The sequence below is a fragment of the Nocardia arizonensis genome, from assembly GCF_001310275.1.
Taxonomy (GTDB): Bacteria; Actinomycetota; Actinomycetes; order Mycobacteriales; family Mycobacteriaceae; genus Nocardia; species Nocardia arizonensis.
The window spans coordinates 190,872-209,854 of record NZ_LGYZ01000133.1 but is presented as its reverse complement, the minus strand read 5'-3'; the positions used below and the strand labels follow the sequence as shown (position 1 = coordinate 209,854).

Sequence of the window (18,983 nt, the reverse complement as noted above, 5' to 3'; positions counted from 1 at the left end):
GTGGCCCGCCCGGTCAGAAGTCGATCTTCTTCCAGCCGAGGTCGGGCACCGGATCGCCAACGGTCCAGGCCCAGATCACCCGCGCCACCTGTCGCGGGTCCTCGACCGTCGCGCCGAAATGCCGATCGGGTCCGCCGTCACGGTATTCGAGGGTGTACACGCCCGACGGTTCGCGATAGGTCTGGATGTACACCTGTTCGGCTTGTTCCACGATCACGTACGGATTCGGCGCGGCGAGCGCCGGAATCCACTGATTGATCATGGCTTCGGTGAGGTAGGGGAATTCGCCCGCGCCGCCGTGGCTGACGGCCACGTCCACCCGACCCGCCGGATCGATCAACCACGCCAACTGCGGGTCGTACACGGCGTAATCGCGCGGCGTCGCGATCTCGAACAGCAGCGCCCGCACGAATCCGATGGCGTCGTACGGACTGCTCACATACAGCGCCGCCCCCGTGGCCGCCCCGCCCACCGACTCGGTTCCGAGAAAGGTGTCCTCGGCGGGCAACTCCGCGTTGCGCGCGTTCAACACATCCGCCATCTCGGCGACGACCCCGGTCTGCGGGACCCCTTGCTGCCCGGCGAGGTAGTCCTCGACCTCGTCCACCGTCGACGCGGCCAGCGACGGCACCAGCACATGGTCGTAGTTCACCGCCCCAACACTAGAGACCCGGGCGGACGACGCGCCGGTCAGGCCGTGCGGGATTCCCGTGCCGGTGCGGCGCAGCCGCAGCCGCCCGCGATGTCGGAGCAGTCGACGACGAAGGCGTGGCGGGCGTGGGAGTGCTCTGTGTGTTCCGGTCATATCACCGCACTCCGACAGGTCGGGCCGGGACCGCCGCGTGTCGCAATGTTGCCGTACGGAAAACGCCAGTTTCATGGCCCGGCACGGGCTCACACGGTGTGGTGAACTTGCTGCATGGGCATCAAGGTGTCGCTCGAACACCGGACCACGTACACCTTCGACCGGCTGGTGGAGGTGTACCCCCACGTGGTGCGGCTGCGTCCGGCGCCGCACTCCCGCACCCGCATCGAGGCGTATTCGATGCGGGTCACACCCGCCGAGCACTGGGTCAACTGGCAGCAGGACGCCTTCGGCAACTTCCTTGCGCGCCTGGTGTTCCCGGAACCGGCCCGGGAACTGTCGATCACCATCGGGCTGATCGCCGATCTGGAGGTGGTCAACCCGTTCGACTTCTTCATCGAGGATTCCGCCGAATACTTTCCCTTCACCTACGCCGCCGACCTCGCCGCCGACCTCGAGCCGTATCTGCGGCCGGTGGACGAGTCCTCGCCGGGCTCGGGGCCGGGTGAGCTGGTGCGGGAATGGGTGCGCGCCCACCGGCCCGAGGGCGAACAGCGCACGATCGACTTCCTCGTCGAGGTCAATCGGCTGCTGCGCGAGGACGTCGGATACGCGATCCGCATGGAACCGGGAGTGCAGACGCCCGATCACACCCTGCGCACGGCGATCGGCTCCTGTCGCGATTCGGCCTGGCTGCTGGTGTCGATCCTGCGCGAGTTCGGGTTGGCGGCCCGGTTCGTCTCGGGATACCTGGTGCAACTCGCCCAGGACGTGCCGTCGCTGGACGGACCTTCCGGACCGGCCGCCGATTTCACCGACCTGCACGCCTGGACCGAGGTGTACGTGCCGGGCGCGGGCTGGATCGGCATGGACCCCACCTCCGGCCTGTTCGCGGGCGAGGGGCACATCCCGCTGTCGGCCACACCGCATCCCGCCTCCTCGGCGGCCATCACCGGCGCGACCGGCAAGACCGAGGCCACCCTCGATTTCAGCAATACCGTCCGGCGCATCCACGAGGACCCGCGGGTCACCCTGCCCTACACCGATTCCCAGTGGGAGCGCATCACCGCCGCGGGCGCCGCGCTCGACGCGCGCATGGCCGCCGACGGCATCGGACTCACCGTGGGCGGCGAACCCACCTTCGTCTCCATCGACGACCAGGTCAGTCCCGAGTGGACCACCGCCGCCGACGGCCCGCACAAGCGCGAACGCGCCGTCGACCTGGCCGAGCGCCTCAAACGCGTCTACGCGCCGACCGGCATCGTGCAGTACCGCCAGGGCAAGTGGTATCCGGGTGAACCGTTGCCGCGCTGGGAGATCGCCCTGGCCTGGCGCACCGACGGCGAACCCCTGTGGACGCGCCCCGACCTGCTGCTCGACCCGTGGACCCCGGTCGTCGCCGCGCACGTCAGCGCCAACGGCTCGGCACGGGCCAACGGCGCGGCCGACCCTTCCGAATTGCCGGCCGAAGACGGGGCCTCGATCCGTACGGTGCGCGTCGAGGGCAATTCCGATGCCACCGGCACCTTGCCGCGTCGCCGCATTCCGGCCGCCGACGCCGAGGCCGCCGCGGCGCTGATCGGACATCTCGCCGAGGGACTCGGCCTGCCCGCGACCCAGGTGCGTCCCGCCTACGAGGACGCGCTGGCCCGGTTGGCGGCCGGCCTGCGAATGCCATCGGGTGAGCCGGTGGTCGCCGAGGACGATCTCGATCCCGAACAGGATTCACCGCGGGCGCGGGCGGAACTGCTGCGGCGACTCGAGGAGTCGGTCACCGATCCGGTCGCATACGTGCTTCCGCTGTATCGGCGGGCCGACGGCAGGGGCTGGGCCAGCGCCGACTGGCGTTTGCGGCGCGGTTTGGCCGCCGAGCGCCCTTCGGGGCGCATCGTGCTGGCCGAGGGGGATTCGCCCGCCGGTCTGCGCCTGCCGCTGGACGCCATCTCCTGGGGCGTGCCGCGTCCGCGTCCCGACAGCGACCCGCTGTTCATGGGACCGCTGCTGCCGCTGGAGGACGAACCGCCCGCGGTGGTGGAGCCCGGCTACTGGGAGCCGACGACCGCCGTGGTCGCCGAGGTGCGCGACGATCGGCTGCACGTCTTCCTGCCGCCGGTGGACCGGCTGGAGGATTTCGTCGACCTGATCGGGCGGGTGGAGGCCGCGGCCGCCGCATCCGGACATCCGGTGGTGCTGGAAGGCTACGGCCCGCCGGTCGATTCGCGCTTGCGGACGCTGTCGGTGACCCCCGACCCCGGCGTCATCGAGGTGAACGTCCAGCCAACCGCGTCCTTCGCCGAGCAGGCCGAACTGCTGTCCACGCTGTACGACCAGGCCAGACTGGCCCGGCTGAGCACCGAATCCTTCGATGTCGACGGCAGTTCCAGCGGTACCGGCGGCGGCAACCACATCACCCTCGGCGGTGTGAGTCCGGCCCGGTCACCCATTCTGCGCAGACCCGATCTACTGGTCTCCATGCTCACCCACTGGCAGCGCCACCCGTCGCTGTCCTATCTGTTCTCCGGGCGGTTCGTCGGTCCGACCTCGCAGGCTCCGCGCGCGGACGAGGGCCGCGAGGGCGCGCTGTACGAACTCGAGATCGCCTTCGCCGAAATCGCGCGGCTCACCGCCGACGCGGCGGGCGGGCACGAACCGGTCGCGCCGTGGCACGTCGATCGCGCCCTGCGGCATCTGCTCACCGATCTCACCGGCAATACCCACCGCGCCGAATTCTGCATCGACAAGCTCTACAACCCGGATTCCGCGCGCGGACGGCTCGGGCTGGTGGAACTGCGCGGGTTCGAGATGCCGCCGCACTACCGGATGGCCATGGTGCAATCGCTGCTGGTGCGCGCGTTGGTGGCGCGATTCTGGGCGCGACCCCTGCGTGCCCGGCTCATCCGGCACGGTGCCAACCTGCACGGGCGCTATCTGCTGCCGCATTTTCTCATGACCGATATCGCCGAGGTCGCCGCCGACCTGCGTGAGCACGGCATCGAATTCGACGCGAGCTGGCTCGACCCGTTCACCGAATTCCGTTTCCCGCGCATCGGCACGGTGGTGCTCGGCGGCGTCGAGATCGAATTGCGCGGCGCCATCGAACCCTGGCATACCCTCGGCGAACAGACCGTCGCCTCGGGCACGGCCCGGTATGTCGACTCCTCGGTGGAGCGCGTCCAGATCAGGGTGGTCGGCGCCGACCGCGACCGATACGTGGTGACCTGCAACGGCATGCCGGTGCCGCTGCTGGCCACCGACAAGACCGACGTGCAGGTCGCGGGCATCCGCTACCGGGCGTGGCAGCCGCCGAACGCGCTGCATCCCTCCATCACCGTCGACGCGCCGCTGGTCTTCGACCTGCTCGACGCCGAGACCGGTGTCTCGTGCGGCGGCTGCACCTATCACGTCTCCCATCCCGGCGGTCAGTACTGGGAGGATCCGCCGGTGAACGCGGTGGTCGCGCAATCGCGCCGCAATCGGCGTTTCGAGGCGGCGGGCCACACCACCGCACCGGTGGACCCCGCGCTGTTGCGTGCGAAGATTGCGGCACAGTCGACCGACGTCGGCGCACCGGGCATTCTGGATCTACGCCGGGCTCGCACCGTTTGGGGACTGCTCAGCGACCGATAGACACGTCTGGCGGCAGAAGTGAGGTCGGCATGGTGGCCGATGCGGTGTTCTCGGCCACCCTCCGGGGAGGCGCGAAGCGATGAACGACGAAACATCCGGGCAGGGACCCCGGACGGATGTCCTCGAATCCGTCCGCCCCGACGACGCGCGACGGGATGGCGGGCCGGCCGACGACCGGGAAGCAGGCAGGTCCGAGGTGCGCGCGGAGATCGCCGAACAGTTCGCCCGCTATCGCGCGGAGAGCGAGGCGGGCGGCCCATTCGACGAATGCGGCGGGCCGACCGCGGGCTACTACGACGAATTGGTCGACACCGAGGGCGCGATCCGGCCGATGTGGTCGGAGTTGTCCACCGATTTCGTCCATCTCGGCACCAACGGTCTCGGACGCCTCGACACCAGGGTGCGCAGGCTCATCGAGGACGACGGCATCACCTATACCGAGGTCAACGGGTCCGGTGAACCGGTCATGCCGGTGCCGTGGCGACTCGATCCGATCCCGCTGCTGGTCTCGGCCGACGACTGGACCCGTTTGGAAGCCGGTCTGGTGCAGCGCTCGCGGGTACTCGACGAGGTGCTCACCGATGTCTACGGTTCGCGGCGCACCATCACCTCGGGGCTGTTGCCACCGGAGATCGTCTTCGGCAACACCGGTTACGTGCGATCCGCGCACGGCATCACCATTCCGGGCCGCCACCAACTGTTCTTGCATGCCTGCGATATCAGCCGTTGGGCCGACGGGCAGTTCCGCGTCATCGCCGACTGGGCGCAGGCGCCGTCGGGGGCGGGATACGCGCTCGCGGACCGCCGGGTGGTCTCCACGGCCGTTCCCGAATCCTTCGAACATTCCGGCCCCCGCCCCCTGACTCCGTTCGCGCGGGCCATGCGATTGATGCTGATCGAATCGGCGCCGGTGGCCGACGTGGACGATCCGATGGTTGTGGTGCTGAGTCCCGGTGTGCACTCCGAAACCGCCTTCGACCAGGCGTATCTGGCCGCGACGCTGGGTTTTCCACTGGTGGAGAGCGCCGATCTGGTTGTGCGCGACGGAGCGCTGTGGATGCGGTCGCTCGGCACGCTGAAGCGGGTGGACGTGGTGCTGCGCCGCGTCGACTCGGAATTCTCCGATCCGCTCGATCTGCGCCCGGATTCGCAACTCGGCGTCGTCGGCTTGGTCGAGGTGCTGCGTCGGGGCGCGGTCACGGTCGTCAACACCCTGGGCAGCGGACTGCTCGAGAGTCCGGCGCTGACCGGATTCCTGCCGCGGATATCCCGCGCGTTGCTCGGTGAGGAACTGCTGCTGGAGAGCACGCCGTCGTATTGGGGCGGCGACGACACCGAACGTTCGCATCTGCTCGCGCATCTCGATCGGCTGGTCATCCGCTCCGCTGTCGACGGCGCGACACTGTTCGGCCCCGCGCTGTCGGCCGCCGAGCGAGCGGAGTTGAAAGCGCGGGTCGAGGCGAACCCGTGGCAGTGGGTCGGCCAGGAGCCTGCGCAGTTCTCGGTGGCTCCCGCGGTACAGGGCTACGGCGGGCTGGCCGCGGCGCCGGTCGGCATGCGCCTGTTCGCCATGGCGCGCCGCGGCGGATACACCGCGATGGCGGGCGGACTCGGCCAGCTGCGGCACCGGCTCGAACCGGACCGTTCGGTCATCAAGGTTGCCGCCAAGGACGTCTGGGTGCGCACCGCGCCCGCGCCGGTCACGGCTGTCGCGGCCGAACCGCAGGCCGAGGAACGCCTGGTTCGCCCGGCCCCCGTGGTCGAGGCCATCAGTTCCCCTCGCGTACTGAACGACCTGTTCTGGATGGGCCGCTACAGCGAACGCGCCGAGGCGGTGGTCCGGTTGCTCATCGCCACGCACGACCGCTACCGGGACTATCGCTACCGTCCGTGGCTGGATGGCGCGGAAGCGGTGCCGGTCCTCATGTCGACCCTGGCCCGCAGCACCGGCACCATCGCACCACCCTCGGTCGTCTTCGGCACGCCGCGGCCGACACCGCCGGTCCCGCAGCAGTCGCGCCCTTTGCCGCCCGACGACTCCGGCCGGGATGACGCGACCGGCGCCGACTCGTCCGCCGGTTCCGATTCCGCGACAGCCGAGACGGGGGAGTCGCCGGAGTCCGAAGCGACACAGCCGAAGTCCGGTGCGACACAGCCGGAGGCCGGCGGGACGGTGTCGGGGGCGACGCGGTCGAGTTCGGAATCGGTCGATTCCGAGCGGGAGCCGCGGTCGATGTCGAACCGGGCCGTGCCCGAGGCGGAATCGGAGCCCAACCCGGTGGCCGAGGACAACGCGGGGATGCTCGGCGATCCGCTTGCCGCACTGCCTGCCGCGTTCGGCGGCGGGCGTGGCAGGGGCGCGTCGAGGGAGGGACACGAATATCTGGTGTCTTTGACCGTGGACCGGGAACTGCCGGGATCGCTGGCCTTCGCCATCGACCGCTACGGGTCGGCCGCGCGGGCGGTGCGCGACCAGTTGTCGCAGGACACCTGGATGATCCTGAGCGCGGTCGATCGCGCGCTGGCGGAGTACCGTTCGGCGGACAAGGACGGGGAGGCGGCGCTGTCGGCGGTGCATTCGCTGACCCTCGCGGCGCTGCTGTCGCTGTCGGGTATCGGATCGGAATCGCTGGTGCGCGATGCCGGTTGGTACGTCATGGACATCGGCAAGCGGATCGAGCGCGGGCTCGCGCTGACGGCGTTGATGTCGGCGGCGCTGACCCAGGCATACGGCGGCGAGGCCGAGCGCGTGGTGACCGAATCGGTGCTGCGCGCGGCCGAATCGTCGGTGAGTTACCGCAGGCGGCACCGGGATTCGGCGCGCATCTCGGCGGTGGCGGGCCTGTTGCTGTTCGACGCGAGCAATCCGCGGTCGCTGTCCTACCAGCTCGATCGACTCGACGAGGACTTCCAGGAGTTGCCCGGCGCGTCGGGATCGTCTCGCCCGCAACGGCTTCTGGCCGACGCGCAGCGAATGCTGCGGCGGATGGACCCGGCCGATCTCGAGGGCACCGACGCCGCGGGCAAGCGGGTGGAACTGGCCGATCTACTGGAGGGGGTGCATCTGCGGTTGCGCAAGGTCTCCGAATCGTTCGAGACGACGAAACTGTCGCTGCCGGTGGGTATCCAGCCCCTGTGGGGCAGCACGAGGATTGTGGGATGAGCGCGATCACCGGCTCCACCCGGCGCTACCGGGTGGAGCACAAGACGACCTACTCCTATTCGGACCAGGTCAGCAGTTCCTACGGCCGCGCCTATCTGACGCCGCGGGAATTCAAAGGGCAGCGGCTGCTTTCCCACGCTCTGCATATCGATCCCGTGCCGTCGGATCGATCCGTCGGCACCGATGTGTACGGCAACACCACCTCGTATTTCCACGTGACCGCAGAACACACCGAACTCGAGGTCACCGGGGAGTCGGTGGTCGAGGTCGACAAGCCGGATCCGGCCGCGGCCGCGATGCCGTGGGAGCAGGCCAGGCCCAGTTCGGTGACGGGTCCGCTGGCGGTGGAGTTCACCTTGGACCTGCGGCCGCCGGAGATCACCCCGGAGGTCACCGCGTACGCGGCGCGATCGCTGCGGCCGGGGCGTCCGCTGCTCGAGGCGGTCACCGAACTCAACAGCCGCATACACGACGATTTCACCTACCGCTCGGGATCGACCACGGTCTCGACGCGGGTGGCCGACGTCTTCGTCGCGCGCGAGGGCGTCTGCCAGGATTTCGCGCGGATCGGCGCGGCCTGTCTGCGCTCGCACGGACTCGCGGCCAGGTACGTCTCGGGCTATCTGGCGACCGACCCGCCGCCCGGCAAGGAACGGATGGTCGGCGCGGACGCCACGCACGCGTGGTCGGCGGTGTGGGTGCCGGGGAATTCGGCGGGCGACCGGACCGGGCGCTGGATCGGATTCGATCCCACCAACGACCAATTCGCCGACGAACGCTACGTGACCGCCGCGTGGGGACGCGATTACGCCGACGTCCCGCCGTTGCGTGGCATCATCTACACCGACGCGCGGAGGAGCACTATCACCGTGTCGGTCGACGTCGCTCCATTGGAGGTGTGATCCCGCGTGCGCGATTTCACGTGCCCCAATTGCGGACAGCAATTGGCATTCGAGAATTCGGTCTGCCTGTCCTGTTCCAGCCCATTGGGTTTCAGTCTCGCCCTGCGCACCCTGCTGGTGATCTCCGATTTCGCACCGACCGGTGACAGCGGACATCTCAGCGGTGTCGTCGACGGCCGCCGATACCGGCTGTGCGACAACCTGCACGTCGCCCGGTGCAATTGGCTGGTGCAGGTCGCCGACCCGAATAATGACGGCGCCCCCGATCCGGTGCGGGACGTGTCCGCCCCCGAGGACCGGGCGACGCCCCCGCCCGCCCCGCCCGCCGACGGCGGACCGGCGCTGTGCGAATCCTGCCGCCTGACCCGCACCCGGCCGAATGATTCCGATACCGCGGGACTGGACGCCTTCGCCGAGGCCGAGGCCGCCAAGCGCAGGCTGATCATGGAATTGGCCGAACTCGGTCTGCCGATCACCGGACGCGAGGAGAATCCGCGGTTCGGTCTCGCCTTCGATCTGCTGTCCAGCGCCACCGACCGGGTGCTCACCGGACATCAGAACGGTGTCATCACCCTGGATCTGGCCGAGGCCGACGATCCGCACCGCGAACAGCTGCGATCGGCGATGGACGAACCGTACCGGACGCTGCTCGGACATTTCCGCCACGAGATCGGCCACTACTACTACGCCGTACTCGTCGCCGACGATAGTGCGCGGCAACGGTTCTCGAAACTGTTCGGTGACGCGGACGCCGATTACCAGGCGGCGCTGGACCGCCACTACTCCGAGGGCGCGCCGTCGGGCTGGGAGGCGGACTACGTCTCCTCCTACGCCACCATGCACGCGGCCGAGGACTGGGCCGAGACCTTCGCCCACTACCTGCACATCCGCGACACCCTCGACACCGCCGCCGCCTTCGGCTTCGCCCCCGCGGGTGCGACGCTGGACCGTCCCCAACTCGGCCGCGCCGGTTTCGACAAGATCATCGACCTGTGGCTGCCCCTGTCCTGGTCGCTGAACATGGTCAACCGCTCGATGGGGCACCCCGACCTCTATCCCTTCGTGCTGCCCGAACCGGTGCTGGAGAAGATGCGGCTGGTCCACGAACTCTGCGCCACCACCCCGACCTGATCCTGGTCGGGATCGCACAGGTGGGCTAACCCCTTAGCCAAGGAGGTGGGCGGTCGTGGGCGATGCCGCTGAACAGTTCAACATTCACGAGGCGAAGACCAATCTCTCGCGGATCATCGATCGGGTCGAGCGTGGCGAGGAGATCGTGATCAGCAGGTCAGGACATCCGGTAGCGAAGGTCGTTCCTTTGGTCCGGCGGGCTGACCGAATGGGTCGTGGGTCGTTGCGGGGGCAGATGGATCTGGCATCGAACTGGGATTCGGCGGAAACCAACGCGGCGATCGCCGACGAATTCGGCTCACTGCCATGAGCCTGCTGCTCGACACCCATGTGGTGCTGTGGTGGCTGACCGACGACCCTACGCTCTCGGACGAAATCAAAGACCGTCTCGACCACGATCTCGATGTGTACCTGAGCGCGGTAACGTGGAACAACTCACCTTGGTCACCCGTGATCCGTTCTGCCAGAAGTACGAGGTCGAGACCCTGGCCGTGTGAGGCGTTCAGGCGCGGAGGCGTTCGCGGCGGAGTTGGTCCACCTCGGGAAGGTCGAGCGGGGGGAGTTCGGCCACCCCGAGAGCGCGGGCGAGCAGCAGGTCGGCGAGTTCGGGATTGCGGGCGAGCGCGGGGCCGTGCATGTACGTGCCGAGGACCGAGCCCTGCACCACGCCCTCGAGACCGTCGCCGACGCCGTTGCCCACGCCGCGGGTCACGCGGGCCAGCCCGGTCGCTTCGGGGCCGAGAGTGGTTCCGCCGCGGTGGTTCTCGAAGCCGGTGAGCGGCGCGGTGAGACCGTCGAGCAGCGGCGTCGTCGTGACCTCGCCGATGGCGCGCACGGCCTGCGGGGAGGTGGTGGCATCGATCATGCCGACGCCGTCGACCCGTTCACCGGTCGACGTCTCGTACCAGTGTCCGAGCACCTGGATGGCGGCGCAGATCGCCAACACCGGTGCGCCGTTCGCCGCGGCGCGCTGCAAACCGGGGAACCTCTGCAGATGGCGGGTCGCCAAGCGCTGCGCGGAATCCTCGGCGCCGCCGAGGGTGTAGACGTCAAGGGACTCCGGGACCGGATCGGGCAGCGTGATCTCCACGATCTCGGCGTCGTAGCCGCGCATACGGGCCCGCTGACGCAGGACCAAGGCATTGCCGCCGTCGCCGTAGGTACCCATCACATCCGGCAGCACCAGTCCGATGCGCACGGTGGATTCGCTCATTGCTTCGCCTCGAGGTTGCGATTGAGATCACGGAACGCGGTGTAGTTGGCCAGCACTTCCACATGGCCCGGCGGACAGGACGCGATGGCGCGCACCGGGTCCGGCACCGTCGTGTGCTCGACGCCCGCGTAGGTCAGGCGCACCGCCAGGTCGGTGGCGCGCTCGCCCGAGGCCACCACCTGCACGCCCTCGAAATGTTCGAACCGCACATCCCACAGCCACGACAGATCCTCACCGTCGGGCACCTGCCCGTTCACCGCGATCACCAACCCCGCCGAACTCGGATCGATCATCGACAGCGCCTCCTGCCAGCCCGCCGGATTCTTCGCCAGCAGCAGCCGGGCCGAATGTTCACCCACCTGAACCGTGCGATACCGGCCCGCGATCTCGCGCACCGTACCCGCGGCCGCCACGGCCCGCGCCGGATCCGCGCCCAACGCCACCGCCGCCGCCACCGCCTGCGCGGCATTGCCGCGATTGGCCCGACCCGGCAGCGCGAGGGTGAGCGGCAACCGGACACCGTCCGCGCCGCACAACTTGTCGTCGTCGAGCCACCAATCCGGTTCCGGCCGTTGGAAATCCGTGCCGGTGCTGTGCCAGTGCGAACCTTCCCACAGGATGGGCTCGCCGCTGCGCGGGCAACTCGTCGCGTCCATCGCCCAGCCGCTGCCCGCCGACACCCACACCACATTCGGGTGGTCGTAGGCGATGGAGGTGATCAGGACGTCGTCGCAGTTGGCGACCACGATCGTGTCCGGGTGGCGGGCCAGGCCGGCGCGCAGCTTGCGCTCGATCATATTGATCTCGCCGACCCGGTCGAGCTGATCACGGCTCAGGTTCAACAGCACCACCGCGGCCGGTTCGAGCGAGTCGGTGACATGCGGCAGATGCAGTTCGTCCACCTCGATGGCCGCCAGCGCCACCCCCGGATGCGCGCTGAGCGCGGCCACGATGCCCGCGTCCATATTCGCGCCGTCGGCCTGCGTGGCGACCTCGCCGAGAGTGGCGAGCGCGGCCGTGGTCATCCGGGTGGTGGTGGACTTGCCATTGGTGCCGGTCACCAGCACGGTGCGGCGGCCGCGGCCGAGCTGATCCATGATCGTCGGATCGATCTTCAAGGCGATCAATCCGCCGATCATCGAACCCTTACCGCGTCCCGCCCGCTGCGAGGCCCACGACGCCAACGCCGCAGCTCGCAGGGCGATCCGCCCGCGCACCGAAATCTTCACGAGCTGAGTCTATGGGTGTACCTCCTGGCGTGCCCGCGGCACGGCGGGTTCGCGGCTCGGTGGCCCTGGACGGCTTGCGCGTCGCGCTGCGGGTTCGTCGCCTCGGGGCGGTCCCTCAGGCGGGCAGGTCGAACATGTTGGGTTGGCCCGCGGCGTAGCGGTCCTCGTCCATGCGGCGCAGCGGGTCCAGTTCCACCGCGCGATACATATGGAACACGCGGCAGCGGGGGGCGTTCGATCCGACCGTGTCGAGCAGGGCGTTCACGGCGGCGCGGGCGGACTCGTTGGCGCCCTCCATTGTGGCGAGATCCACATTGGTGCGGATGTAGTCGCCGGCCAGGAAGAGGTTCTCGATGGCGCCGTGCGTCTCCGGTCGGCAGTCCCACGAGCCGATGGTGTTGATGAGCAGCGGGTCGGCGTTGGCGTTGCGGCGCTGGTCGGGCTGCCAGGTCACGCCGGGGTCGAGGAACCACGAGTGCAGGTCCGCATCGCGCAGGGTGGCGTCCACGTCGTCGAGGTGCTGACGCATCTGGGCCCACACCTCGCGGGCGATCTCCTCGTGGGTGCACTCCTTGGCCGTCTTGCCGTACAGCACGCCGGGGGTGTTCCAGTCGGAGATGTCGACCGACAGGCAGTCCTGGACCGTGCCGTCGCCGTACTCGGCGAGTTTGCGGGTCCAGAGCTGGTTCTGGCTGATCGAGGTGAGCGACCAGGGCGAGTCGATATAGGCGGTGTGACCGCGGGAGATCTCCGCGGGGCGGCGCAGGTAGAACTGGATGCCGGTCATCCAGTCGACGAAGAGCCGGTCCATCGCGGCCAGTTCCGGCCGCACCGCGAGCACGTCCCGCGACCACAGGGTCCGCGCCTGTTCGGCGGGCAGCGCCACCACGAAATGGTCAGCGGTCACGGTCTCCGCGCCGGACGGCCCGACGATCCTGGCACCGGACACCCGCCGGTCGCGCATCTCCAGTCCGCGGACCTCCGCGCCGAGCACGAATTCGACGCCGAGCGCGCGCAGCCGCTGCGTCCACGGCTCGATCCAGACGGTATTGGTCGGGCCGTTCAGCACCCGGTCCAGCGGCCCGTCGTTGCCGACCTGGAACGGATTGCCGAGGAACTGCTCGCCCATGGTGCCGATGGTGCGCACGCTCGCGATCTCGTCCTTGGCGGCGACCAGCAGACTGGTCAGGGTGCGCGAGAGCAATGCGCGGAACTCGTGCGAACGATCGCGACTGCCGACGAAATCGCGCCAGGGCATCTGCTCCCACTGACCGAGCCTGCGGGCATCGCAACTGGAGTTGAACACCAGCAGCCGATTGGCGAAGTACAGCCCCTCGGGAGCGGGCAGGTTCAGTGCGGAGGAGATCGTCGCGCCGACCGTCTCGCGGAACGCGTCCGGCGTGGCCGCGGTGGCGGCGCGCGGACTCAACGGCAGCAGCCGGAAATCGTCACCGTCGCGGCGGGCGAATCGGGCCTCGGAAACCGAGATCAGATTGCTCCGCACACCCTCGGGATTGTCCCCGAACGGAATTCGCCGCATGGTGTCAGGAATGTGCTGGTAGAAGCCGGGGAAGAAGCGGAACCCGTGCTCGCCGGGCAGATCCGGCCGTCCTTCGACACCCGTACCCGGCACCGGAATGCTGCGCGCCTTGCCGCCGAGCGCGCGGCGCTCGTACACCGTCACCCGGAAGCCGCGTTCGGCCAGTTCGTGTGCCGCGGTCAGGCCCGCGACGCCGCCGCCGAGCACCGCCACCCGCGGACCCTGGGGTTCGGCGCGCGCCGTGACCGGGCACACGGCGCCTGCCGACTGCGCGCCCGCCGCCGCAACCCCCATCGCCACCGTGCCGCGAATCATCGATCTCCGCGAAACGGCCCATCGCTGTTCTGCCATGCGTTTCTTTGCCGCCTAGCCTCTGCCGCTCGGTCTTCGCCGATCCGTCTTCAACGCCGCACCACTCTAAAGCGCTGTTGCGGGACACGCCGATCCGCCCCGGGCACCCGGTCGCCGGGCGCGAATGCGGGCAGCCGAAGGTACGGCGTCCGAGGGTAACCGGCGATCCGCGGGGACGGAGCGAGTTCGCCGAAGTTCCGCCGGTCGGGCCGCGATTCAGTACACGCCGGGCGGACCCGGATGGCGGTACTGCTGTGCGGCGACGTAGCCGAAATCGTCCGCGACCATGGCCGCGAGTTCGAGCAGCGCCCGTTGCGTGGCCTTGCTGACCAGCTCCAAATCGATTTCCGCGCCCTCGGCCAGATGATCGTCGAATGGGACCACCTGCACCGCGCGCGTGCGGTCGAGGAACAGCTTGCGCAGCTGGTCGAGATCGACCGTGGACGCGCCGCGTCGCGAGGCGTTGACGACGACGACCGTGCGTTCCACGAGTTTGCTGTAGCCGTGGTGGTCGAGCCAGTCCAGCGTCGCCGAGGCGCTGCGCGCGCCGTCGATCGCGGGCGAGGTGACCAGCACCAGCGAACTCGCCATATCGAGTACACCCGACATGGCCGAATGCATCAGTCCGGTACCGCAGTCGGTGAGGATGATGTTGTAGAAGGCTTGGAGTATGCCGATGGCCTTGCGGTAGTCGGCCTCGCTGAACGCCTCGGAGACCGCCGGATCCTGTTCGGAGGCAAGCACTTCCAGTCGGCTCGGAGCCTGCGAGGTGTGCGCCCGGACGTCGGAGTAGCGCGAGATCTGCTGGTCCTCGAGCAGATTGCGCACGGTGGACCGGGTCTGGCGCGGCACCCGATGGGCCAGGGTGCCGAGATCGGGGTTGGCGTCGATGGCGATGACCCGGTCACCGCGCAACGAGGCGAAGGTCGACCCGAGTCCGACGGTGGTGGTGGTCTTGCCGACACCGCCCTTGAGCGAGAGGATCGCGATCCGGTAATCACCGCGGACCGGCTGGTTCACCCGGTCGACGAGGTCGCGGTAGACGATATCGGCCGCGGATTCGCCCGGATTGATCATGCCGCCGGACACCTTGTGCACCGCGCGCCGCCAGCCGCTGCGAGGTGCGCGCCGGGCCCTGCGCAGCAGATTCAGATCGTTGACCGAATGCCCCGACTGTCCCGGCTGCGAAACATGTTGCGGCTGGAACGGAAGCTGCGGCTGCGGCCCGCCCGGCCCGCCCTGCCAACCCTGACCCGGCCCGGTCGGCGCGGGTCCGGCCTGCGGCGGATACATGGGTTGCTGCGGCGGCGAGGGCGGCAGCTGCGGTGGCGGCGGCGGGGCCCAGCTGTAGATGGGGCCGCTCTGCGGATCGCCGCCCGGCTGGTGCTCGGCATAGGGCGACTGCGATTCGGGCTGGCCCGCTTGCGGTTCCATACCGGGCTGATAGGGAGCGCCCTGATACGGCGGAGGGAACTGACCGGTGTTGTACTGCGGCGGCGCGAAACCCTCGGCGGGACCGTAGTTCTGCGGCCCGACCTGGGGATACGGGCCCGAATCCCCAGGCGCGGCGGCATATCCGGCGTACGGCGGTTCCGGCTGAGCTCCCGACTCGGTCTGGTGCGCCTCCGGGACGGCGAAATCCGCCTGCTCCACGGATTTCTCGACCGTTTCGTCCTTACTCGCCGATGCGCTCGCGGAGTCGGCGGTGACGTCGGCCGTATCCACGGAATGACCTTGCAGCCATGGCGGCGAAGTCGGGTTGTGGTCGTTGTTTGTCACAGTTCCCCCATCTGCTCGGGATCGAGCAGAGAGCTCGGCGCTTGCATGCGGATCCCACGCTAGCACTGTGTCTATGGCGCCGCCTTCGGCGGCGCGGGTTCGCGGCCCTTGGTGTCTCGCGTCCGAGCGGTCGAGACTTGCTCCTTCGTCGCATCGTCTCGACCGCTCGGACGCGAGACGGCCGCGAACCGGTCGCTCGTCGGGCTCGCTCCGGGGTTGTTGGGTGGGTGGGTAGGGCGCCTGTTCGGGGGTGCCGCAGGGGTGGGGCGCTACCTGCTTGGTGCGGGTGCGGGTGAGGTGCGGGTGCGGTGCGGTGCGGGTGCGGGTGAAGGTGCGGTGCAGGTGCAGGTCAGGGTGCGGGTGTGGGTGCGGGTCAGGTGCGGGGGCCTTCCCCGCGCTTTGGTGGCGCGGGGCAGGCGGGGCGTATTTCGCTGGGGGTGTGCCTACTTCACCGCGGCGGCTCGGTTCACGGCGGAGACGACTGCTCGCAGGCTTGCGGTGGTTATGGAGGTGGCTATGCCTACGCCCCAGACCACCGCGTCTCCGATGGCGCACTCGACGTAGGCGGCGGCTTGGGCGTCGTCGCCTGCCGACATCGCGTGCTCGGAGTAGTCCAATACCCGCACGTCATATCCCACGGCGGCGATCGCGTCGACGAACGCGGCCAGCGGTCCGTTACCCGACCCGGTGATCTCCTGCTCGACTCCGTCGACCTTGACCACGGCGGTGATGGAATCGACGCCGCCGTCGGTCTCGGAGGCGGTGACCTTCTGCCGTATGCGCTCCAGTGGCCGAATGGGCGACAGGTACTCCTCGTGGAAGACGTCCCACATCTCCTTGGGTGTGACCTCGCCGCCTTCGCCGTCGGTGATCTTCTGGATCGACTGCGAGAACTCGATCTGCAACCGGCGCGGCAGGGCCAAGCCGTGATCGGTCTTCATGATGTAGGCGACGCCGCCCTTGCCGGACTGCGAGTTGACCCGGATGACGGCCTCGTAGGTGCGGCCCACGTCCTTGGGGTCGATGGGCAGGTAGGGCACCTCCCACACGATGTCGTCGACATCGGAGTCGGCCGCGTCGGCGGCGGCCTTCATCGCGTCGAGCCCCTTGTTGATGGCGTCCTGATGCGAGCCGGAGAACGCGGTGTAGACCAGGTCGCCGCCGTAGGGGTGGCGTTCGTGCACCGGCAGCTGATTGCAGTATTCGACCGTGCGGCGGATCTCGTCGATATCGGAGAAGTTGATCTGCGGGTCGATGCCGCGGGAGAACAGGTTCATGCCCAGGGTGACCAGGCAGACGTTGCCCGTACGTTCACCATTGCCGAACAGGCAGCCCTCGATGCGGTCGGCGCCCGCCTGGTAGCCCAGTTCGGCGGCGGCCACGGCGGTGCCGCGATCGTTGTGCGGGTGCAGCGACAGCACGATGGAGTCGCGGCGCTCCAGATTGCGGCTCATCCACTCGATGGAGTCGGCGTAGACATTGGGCGTCGCCATCTCGACGGTGGCGGGCAGGTTGATGATCATCGGCTTGTCGGGGGTTGGCGCGATGATCGCGGTGACCGCGTCGCAGACGTCCTTGGCGTAGTCCAGTTCGGTGCCGGTGTAGGACTCGGGGCTGTACTCGTAGCGCCAATTCGTGTCGGGGTAGCGCTTCTCGATCTCCAGGCACAGGGCCGCGGCGTCGGTGGCGATCTTCTTCACCGCGGCGCGGTCGGCGCGGAACACCACTCTGCGTTGCAGGATCGAGGTTGAATTGTAGAAGTGCACGATCACAGCGCCCGCGCCCGCGCACGCCTCGAAGGTGCGCTCGATCAGTTCGGGGCGGCACTGGGTCAGCACCTGGATGGTGACGTCGGCGGGGATCGCGCCGTCCTCGATGATCTCGCGGACGAAGTCGTAATCGGTCTGGCTGGCCGAGGGGAAACCGACCTCGATCTCCTTGTATCCCATGCGCACCAGCAGGTCGAACATGCGGCGCTTGCGGGCCGGGCTCATCGGGTCGATCAGCGCCTGGTTGCCGTCGCGCAGGTCAACGGCGCACCAGCCGGGCGCGCGGTCGATGACGCGGTCGGGCCAGACGCGGTCGGGCAGGGTGACGGGTTCGACCTCCTCGGCGTATGGCCGGTACCGGAAGGTCGGCATCGAGGAGTTCTTCTGGGTGTTCCAGGCCGGCTGGTCCGCCGGAGCGGGTTTCGCGGGTGCGGATATGTTGCGCGAGCCGGATACGAAAACGTCAGCGGGGGACATGCGATTCTCCAGGGTTTGGGTGGGATCCCGATAGTGGGTCGACCGGCGCGGCAATACCCCGCGACGGGAGCCGGTCCGTATCAGACCCCGCCGCGGCGGCTGAGGAGGAGCACCCGCTGCATGATGTCGGCCAGTTTACCGCGCCGCGATGCGGGCTCCAATGGTGGTCCCGTCGGTGGGTCGTCCGATGACGGGCGTTAGCGTCTGACGGCGGAGGGACGATCGCTATGACCTGGCTGGAAATGCTGGCCGTCTTCGGCGCGGGTATCGCGGCGGGCGGCATCAACACCGTGGTGGGCTCGGGCACGCTCATCACCTTTCCGGTGCTGCTCGCCTTCGGACTGTCGCCGGTGACCGCGAATGTGTCCAATACGATCGGCCTGGTTCCCGGTTCGATCAGCGGCGCGATCGGCTATCGCCGTGAACTGGCCGGTCAGCGCGCGCGGCTGGTGCGGCTCGGCTCGGCATCGCTGCTCGGTGGCACCACGGGCGCGGTGCTGCTGCTGGTGCTGCCCGCGGAGGCGTTCAAGACCATCGTGCCGGTCCTGATCATCCTCGCCCTTGTCCTGGTGGTGGTGCAGCCGCGGCTGGCCCGCTGGGTCAAGCGGCGCCGCGAGGGCGACGGCGCTCCCGCACCGGCGCACGGCGGCCCGATCCTGCTGGTGACGGTCTTCGCGGCGGGTGTCTACGGCGGCTACTTCGGCGCGGCGCAGGGCGTGCTGCTGCTCGGGCTGCTCGGCGTCTTCGTGCACGAGGATCTCCAGCGCCTCAACGCGGTGAAGAATGTGCTCGCGCTGCTGGTCAACGGGGTGTCGGCGGCGATATTCATCGCGGTGGCCGAGGTGGACTGGCCGGTGGTCGCGCTGATCGCGGTCGGTGCGATCATCGGCGGGCAGCTCGGGGCGACGGTGGGCCGCAGACTGCCGCCAACGGCGTTGCGCGCGGTCATCGTCGTGGTCGGCGTCATCGCGGTGATCCGATTGCTCACCTCGTGAGC

At 68.9% G+C, this 18,983-nt stretch carries 12 protein-coding genes; 6 read left to right on the top strand and 6 right to left on the bottom strand.

Annotated features, from left to right (window positions below):
* Positions 1-13: 13 nt before the first annotated feature.
* Complete coding sequence (locus tag APZ21_RS32185; RefSeq protein WP_054816855.1) at positions 14-652, bottom strand: hypothetical protein; 639 nt, start codon at positions 650-652, stop codon at positions 14-16.
* A 267-nt stretch (positions 653-919) separates the two neighbouring features.
* Here APZ21_RS32185 and APZ21_RS32180 point away from each other — a divergent pair, with 267 nt between their 5' ends.
* The 5 genes from APZ21_RS32180 to APZ21_RS32160 all read left to right on the top strand — a co-directional run bounded on the left by APZ21_RS32180 (position 920) and on the right by APZ21_RS32160 (position 9,938).
* Entirely contained in the window at positions 920-4,432 is a 3,513-nt protein-coding gene (locus APZ21_RS32180) for a transglutaminase family protein (protein WP_054816854.1), read from the top strand.
* A gap of 79 nt (positions 4,433-4,511) precedes the next feature.
* Entirely contained in the window at positions 4,512-7,595 is a 3,084-nt protein-coding gene (locus APZ21_RS32175) for a circularly permuted type 2 ATP-grasp protein (RefSeq protein WP_082393628.1), read from the top strand.
* The gene (locus APZ21_RS32170) at positions 7,592-8,497 is read left to right on the top strand and encodes a transglutaminase family protein (protein ID WP_054816853.1); all 906 of its coding nucleotides are present in this window, start codon (positions 7,592-7,594) and stop codon (positions 8,495-8,497) included. Before APZ21_RS32175 ends, APZ21_RS32170 begins: the two co-directional genes overlap by 4 nt.
* 66 nt (positions 8,498-8,563) lie before the next feature.
* Positions 8,564-9,628, top strand: a complete 1,065-nt coding sequence (locus APZ21_RS32165) for a zinc-binding metallopeptidase family protein (protein WP_420845281.1) — start codon at positions 8,564-8,566, stop codon at positions 9,626-9,628.
* 55 nt (positions 9,629-9,683) lie between these two features.
* Entirely contained in the window at positions 9,684-9,938 is a 255-nt protein-coding gene (locus tag APZ21_RS32160; protein ID WP_054816851.1) for a type II toxin-antitoxin system Phd/YefM family antitoxin, read from the top strand.
* A gap of 192 nt (positions 9,939-10,130) precedes the next feature.
* Here APZ21_RS32160 and APZ21_RS32155 read toward each other — a convergent pair whose 3' ends face one another.
* The 5 genes from APZ21_RS32155 to leuA all read right to left on the bottom strand — a co-directional run bounded on the left by APZ21_RS32155 (position 10,131) and on the right by leuA (position 17,986).
* Entirely contained in the window at positions 10,131-10,841 is a 711-nt protein-coding gene (locus APZ21_RS32155) for a type 1 glutamine amidotransferase (protein ID WP_054816850.1), read from the bottom strand.
* Positions 10,838-12,070, bottom strand: coding sequence for a MurT ligase domain-containing protein (locus APZ21_RS32150; protein WP_082393627.1), 1,233 nt, complete (start codon positions 12,068-12,070; stop codon positions 10,838-10,840). Before APZ21_RS32150 ends, APZ21_RS32155 begins: the two co-directional genes overlap by 4 nt.
* A 115-nt stretch (positions 12,071-12,185) precedes the next feature.
* A complete protein-coding gene (locus APZ21_RS32145) occupies positions 12,186-13,925 on the bottom strand; it encodes a hydroxysqualene dehydroxylase (protein ID WP_054816849.1) in 1,740 nt (579 codons plus the stop codon).
* 252 nt (positions 13,926-14,177) lie between these two features.
* On the bottom strand, positions 14,178-15,686 hold the full coding sequence (locus APZ21_RS32140; RefSeq protein WP_054816848.1) for a MinD/ParA family ATP-binding protein: 1,509 nt from the start codon (positions 15,684-15,686) through the stop codon (positions 14,178-14,180).
* A 497-nt stretch (positions 15,687-16,183) separates the two neighbouring features.
* The gene (gene leuA / locus APZ21_RS32135; protein ID WP_054816847.1) at positions 16,184-17,986 is read right to left on the bottom strand and encodes a 2-isopropylmalate synthase; all 1,803 of its coding nucleotides are present in this window, start codon (positions 17,984-17,986) and stop codon (positions 16,184-16,186) included.
* 227 nt (positions 17,987-18,213) lie between these two features.
* Here leuA and APZ21_RS32130 point away from each other — a divergent pair, with 227 nt between their 5' ends.
* Entirely contained in the window at positions 18,214-18,981 is a 768-nt protein-coding gene (locus APZ21_RS32130) for a sulfite exporter TauE/SafE family protein (protein WP_054816846.1), read from the top strand.
* Positions 18,982-18,983: the final 2 nt, after the last annotated feature.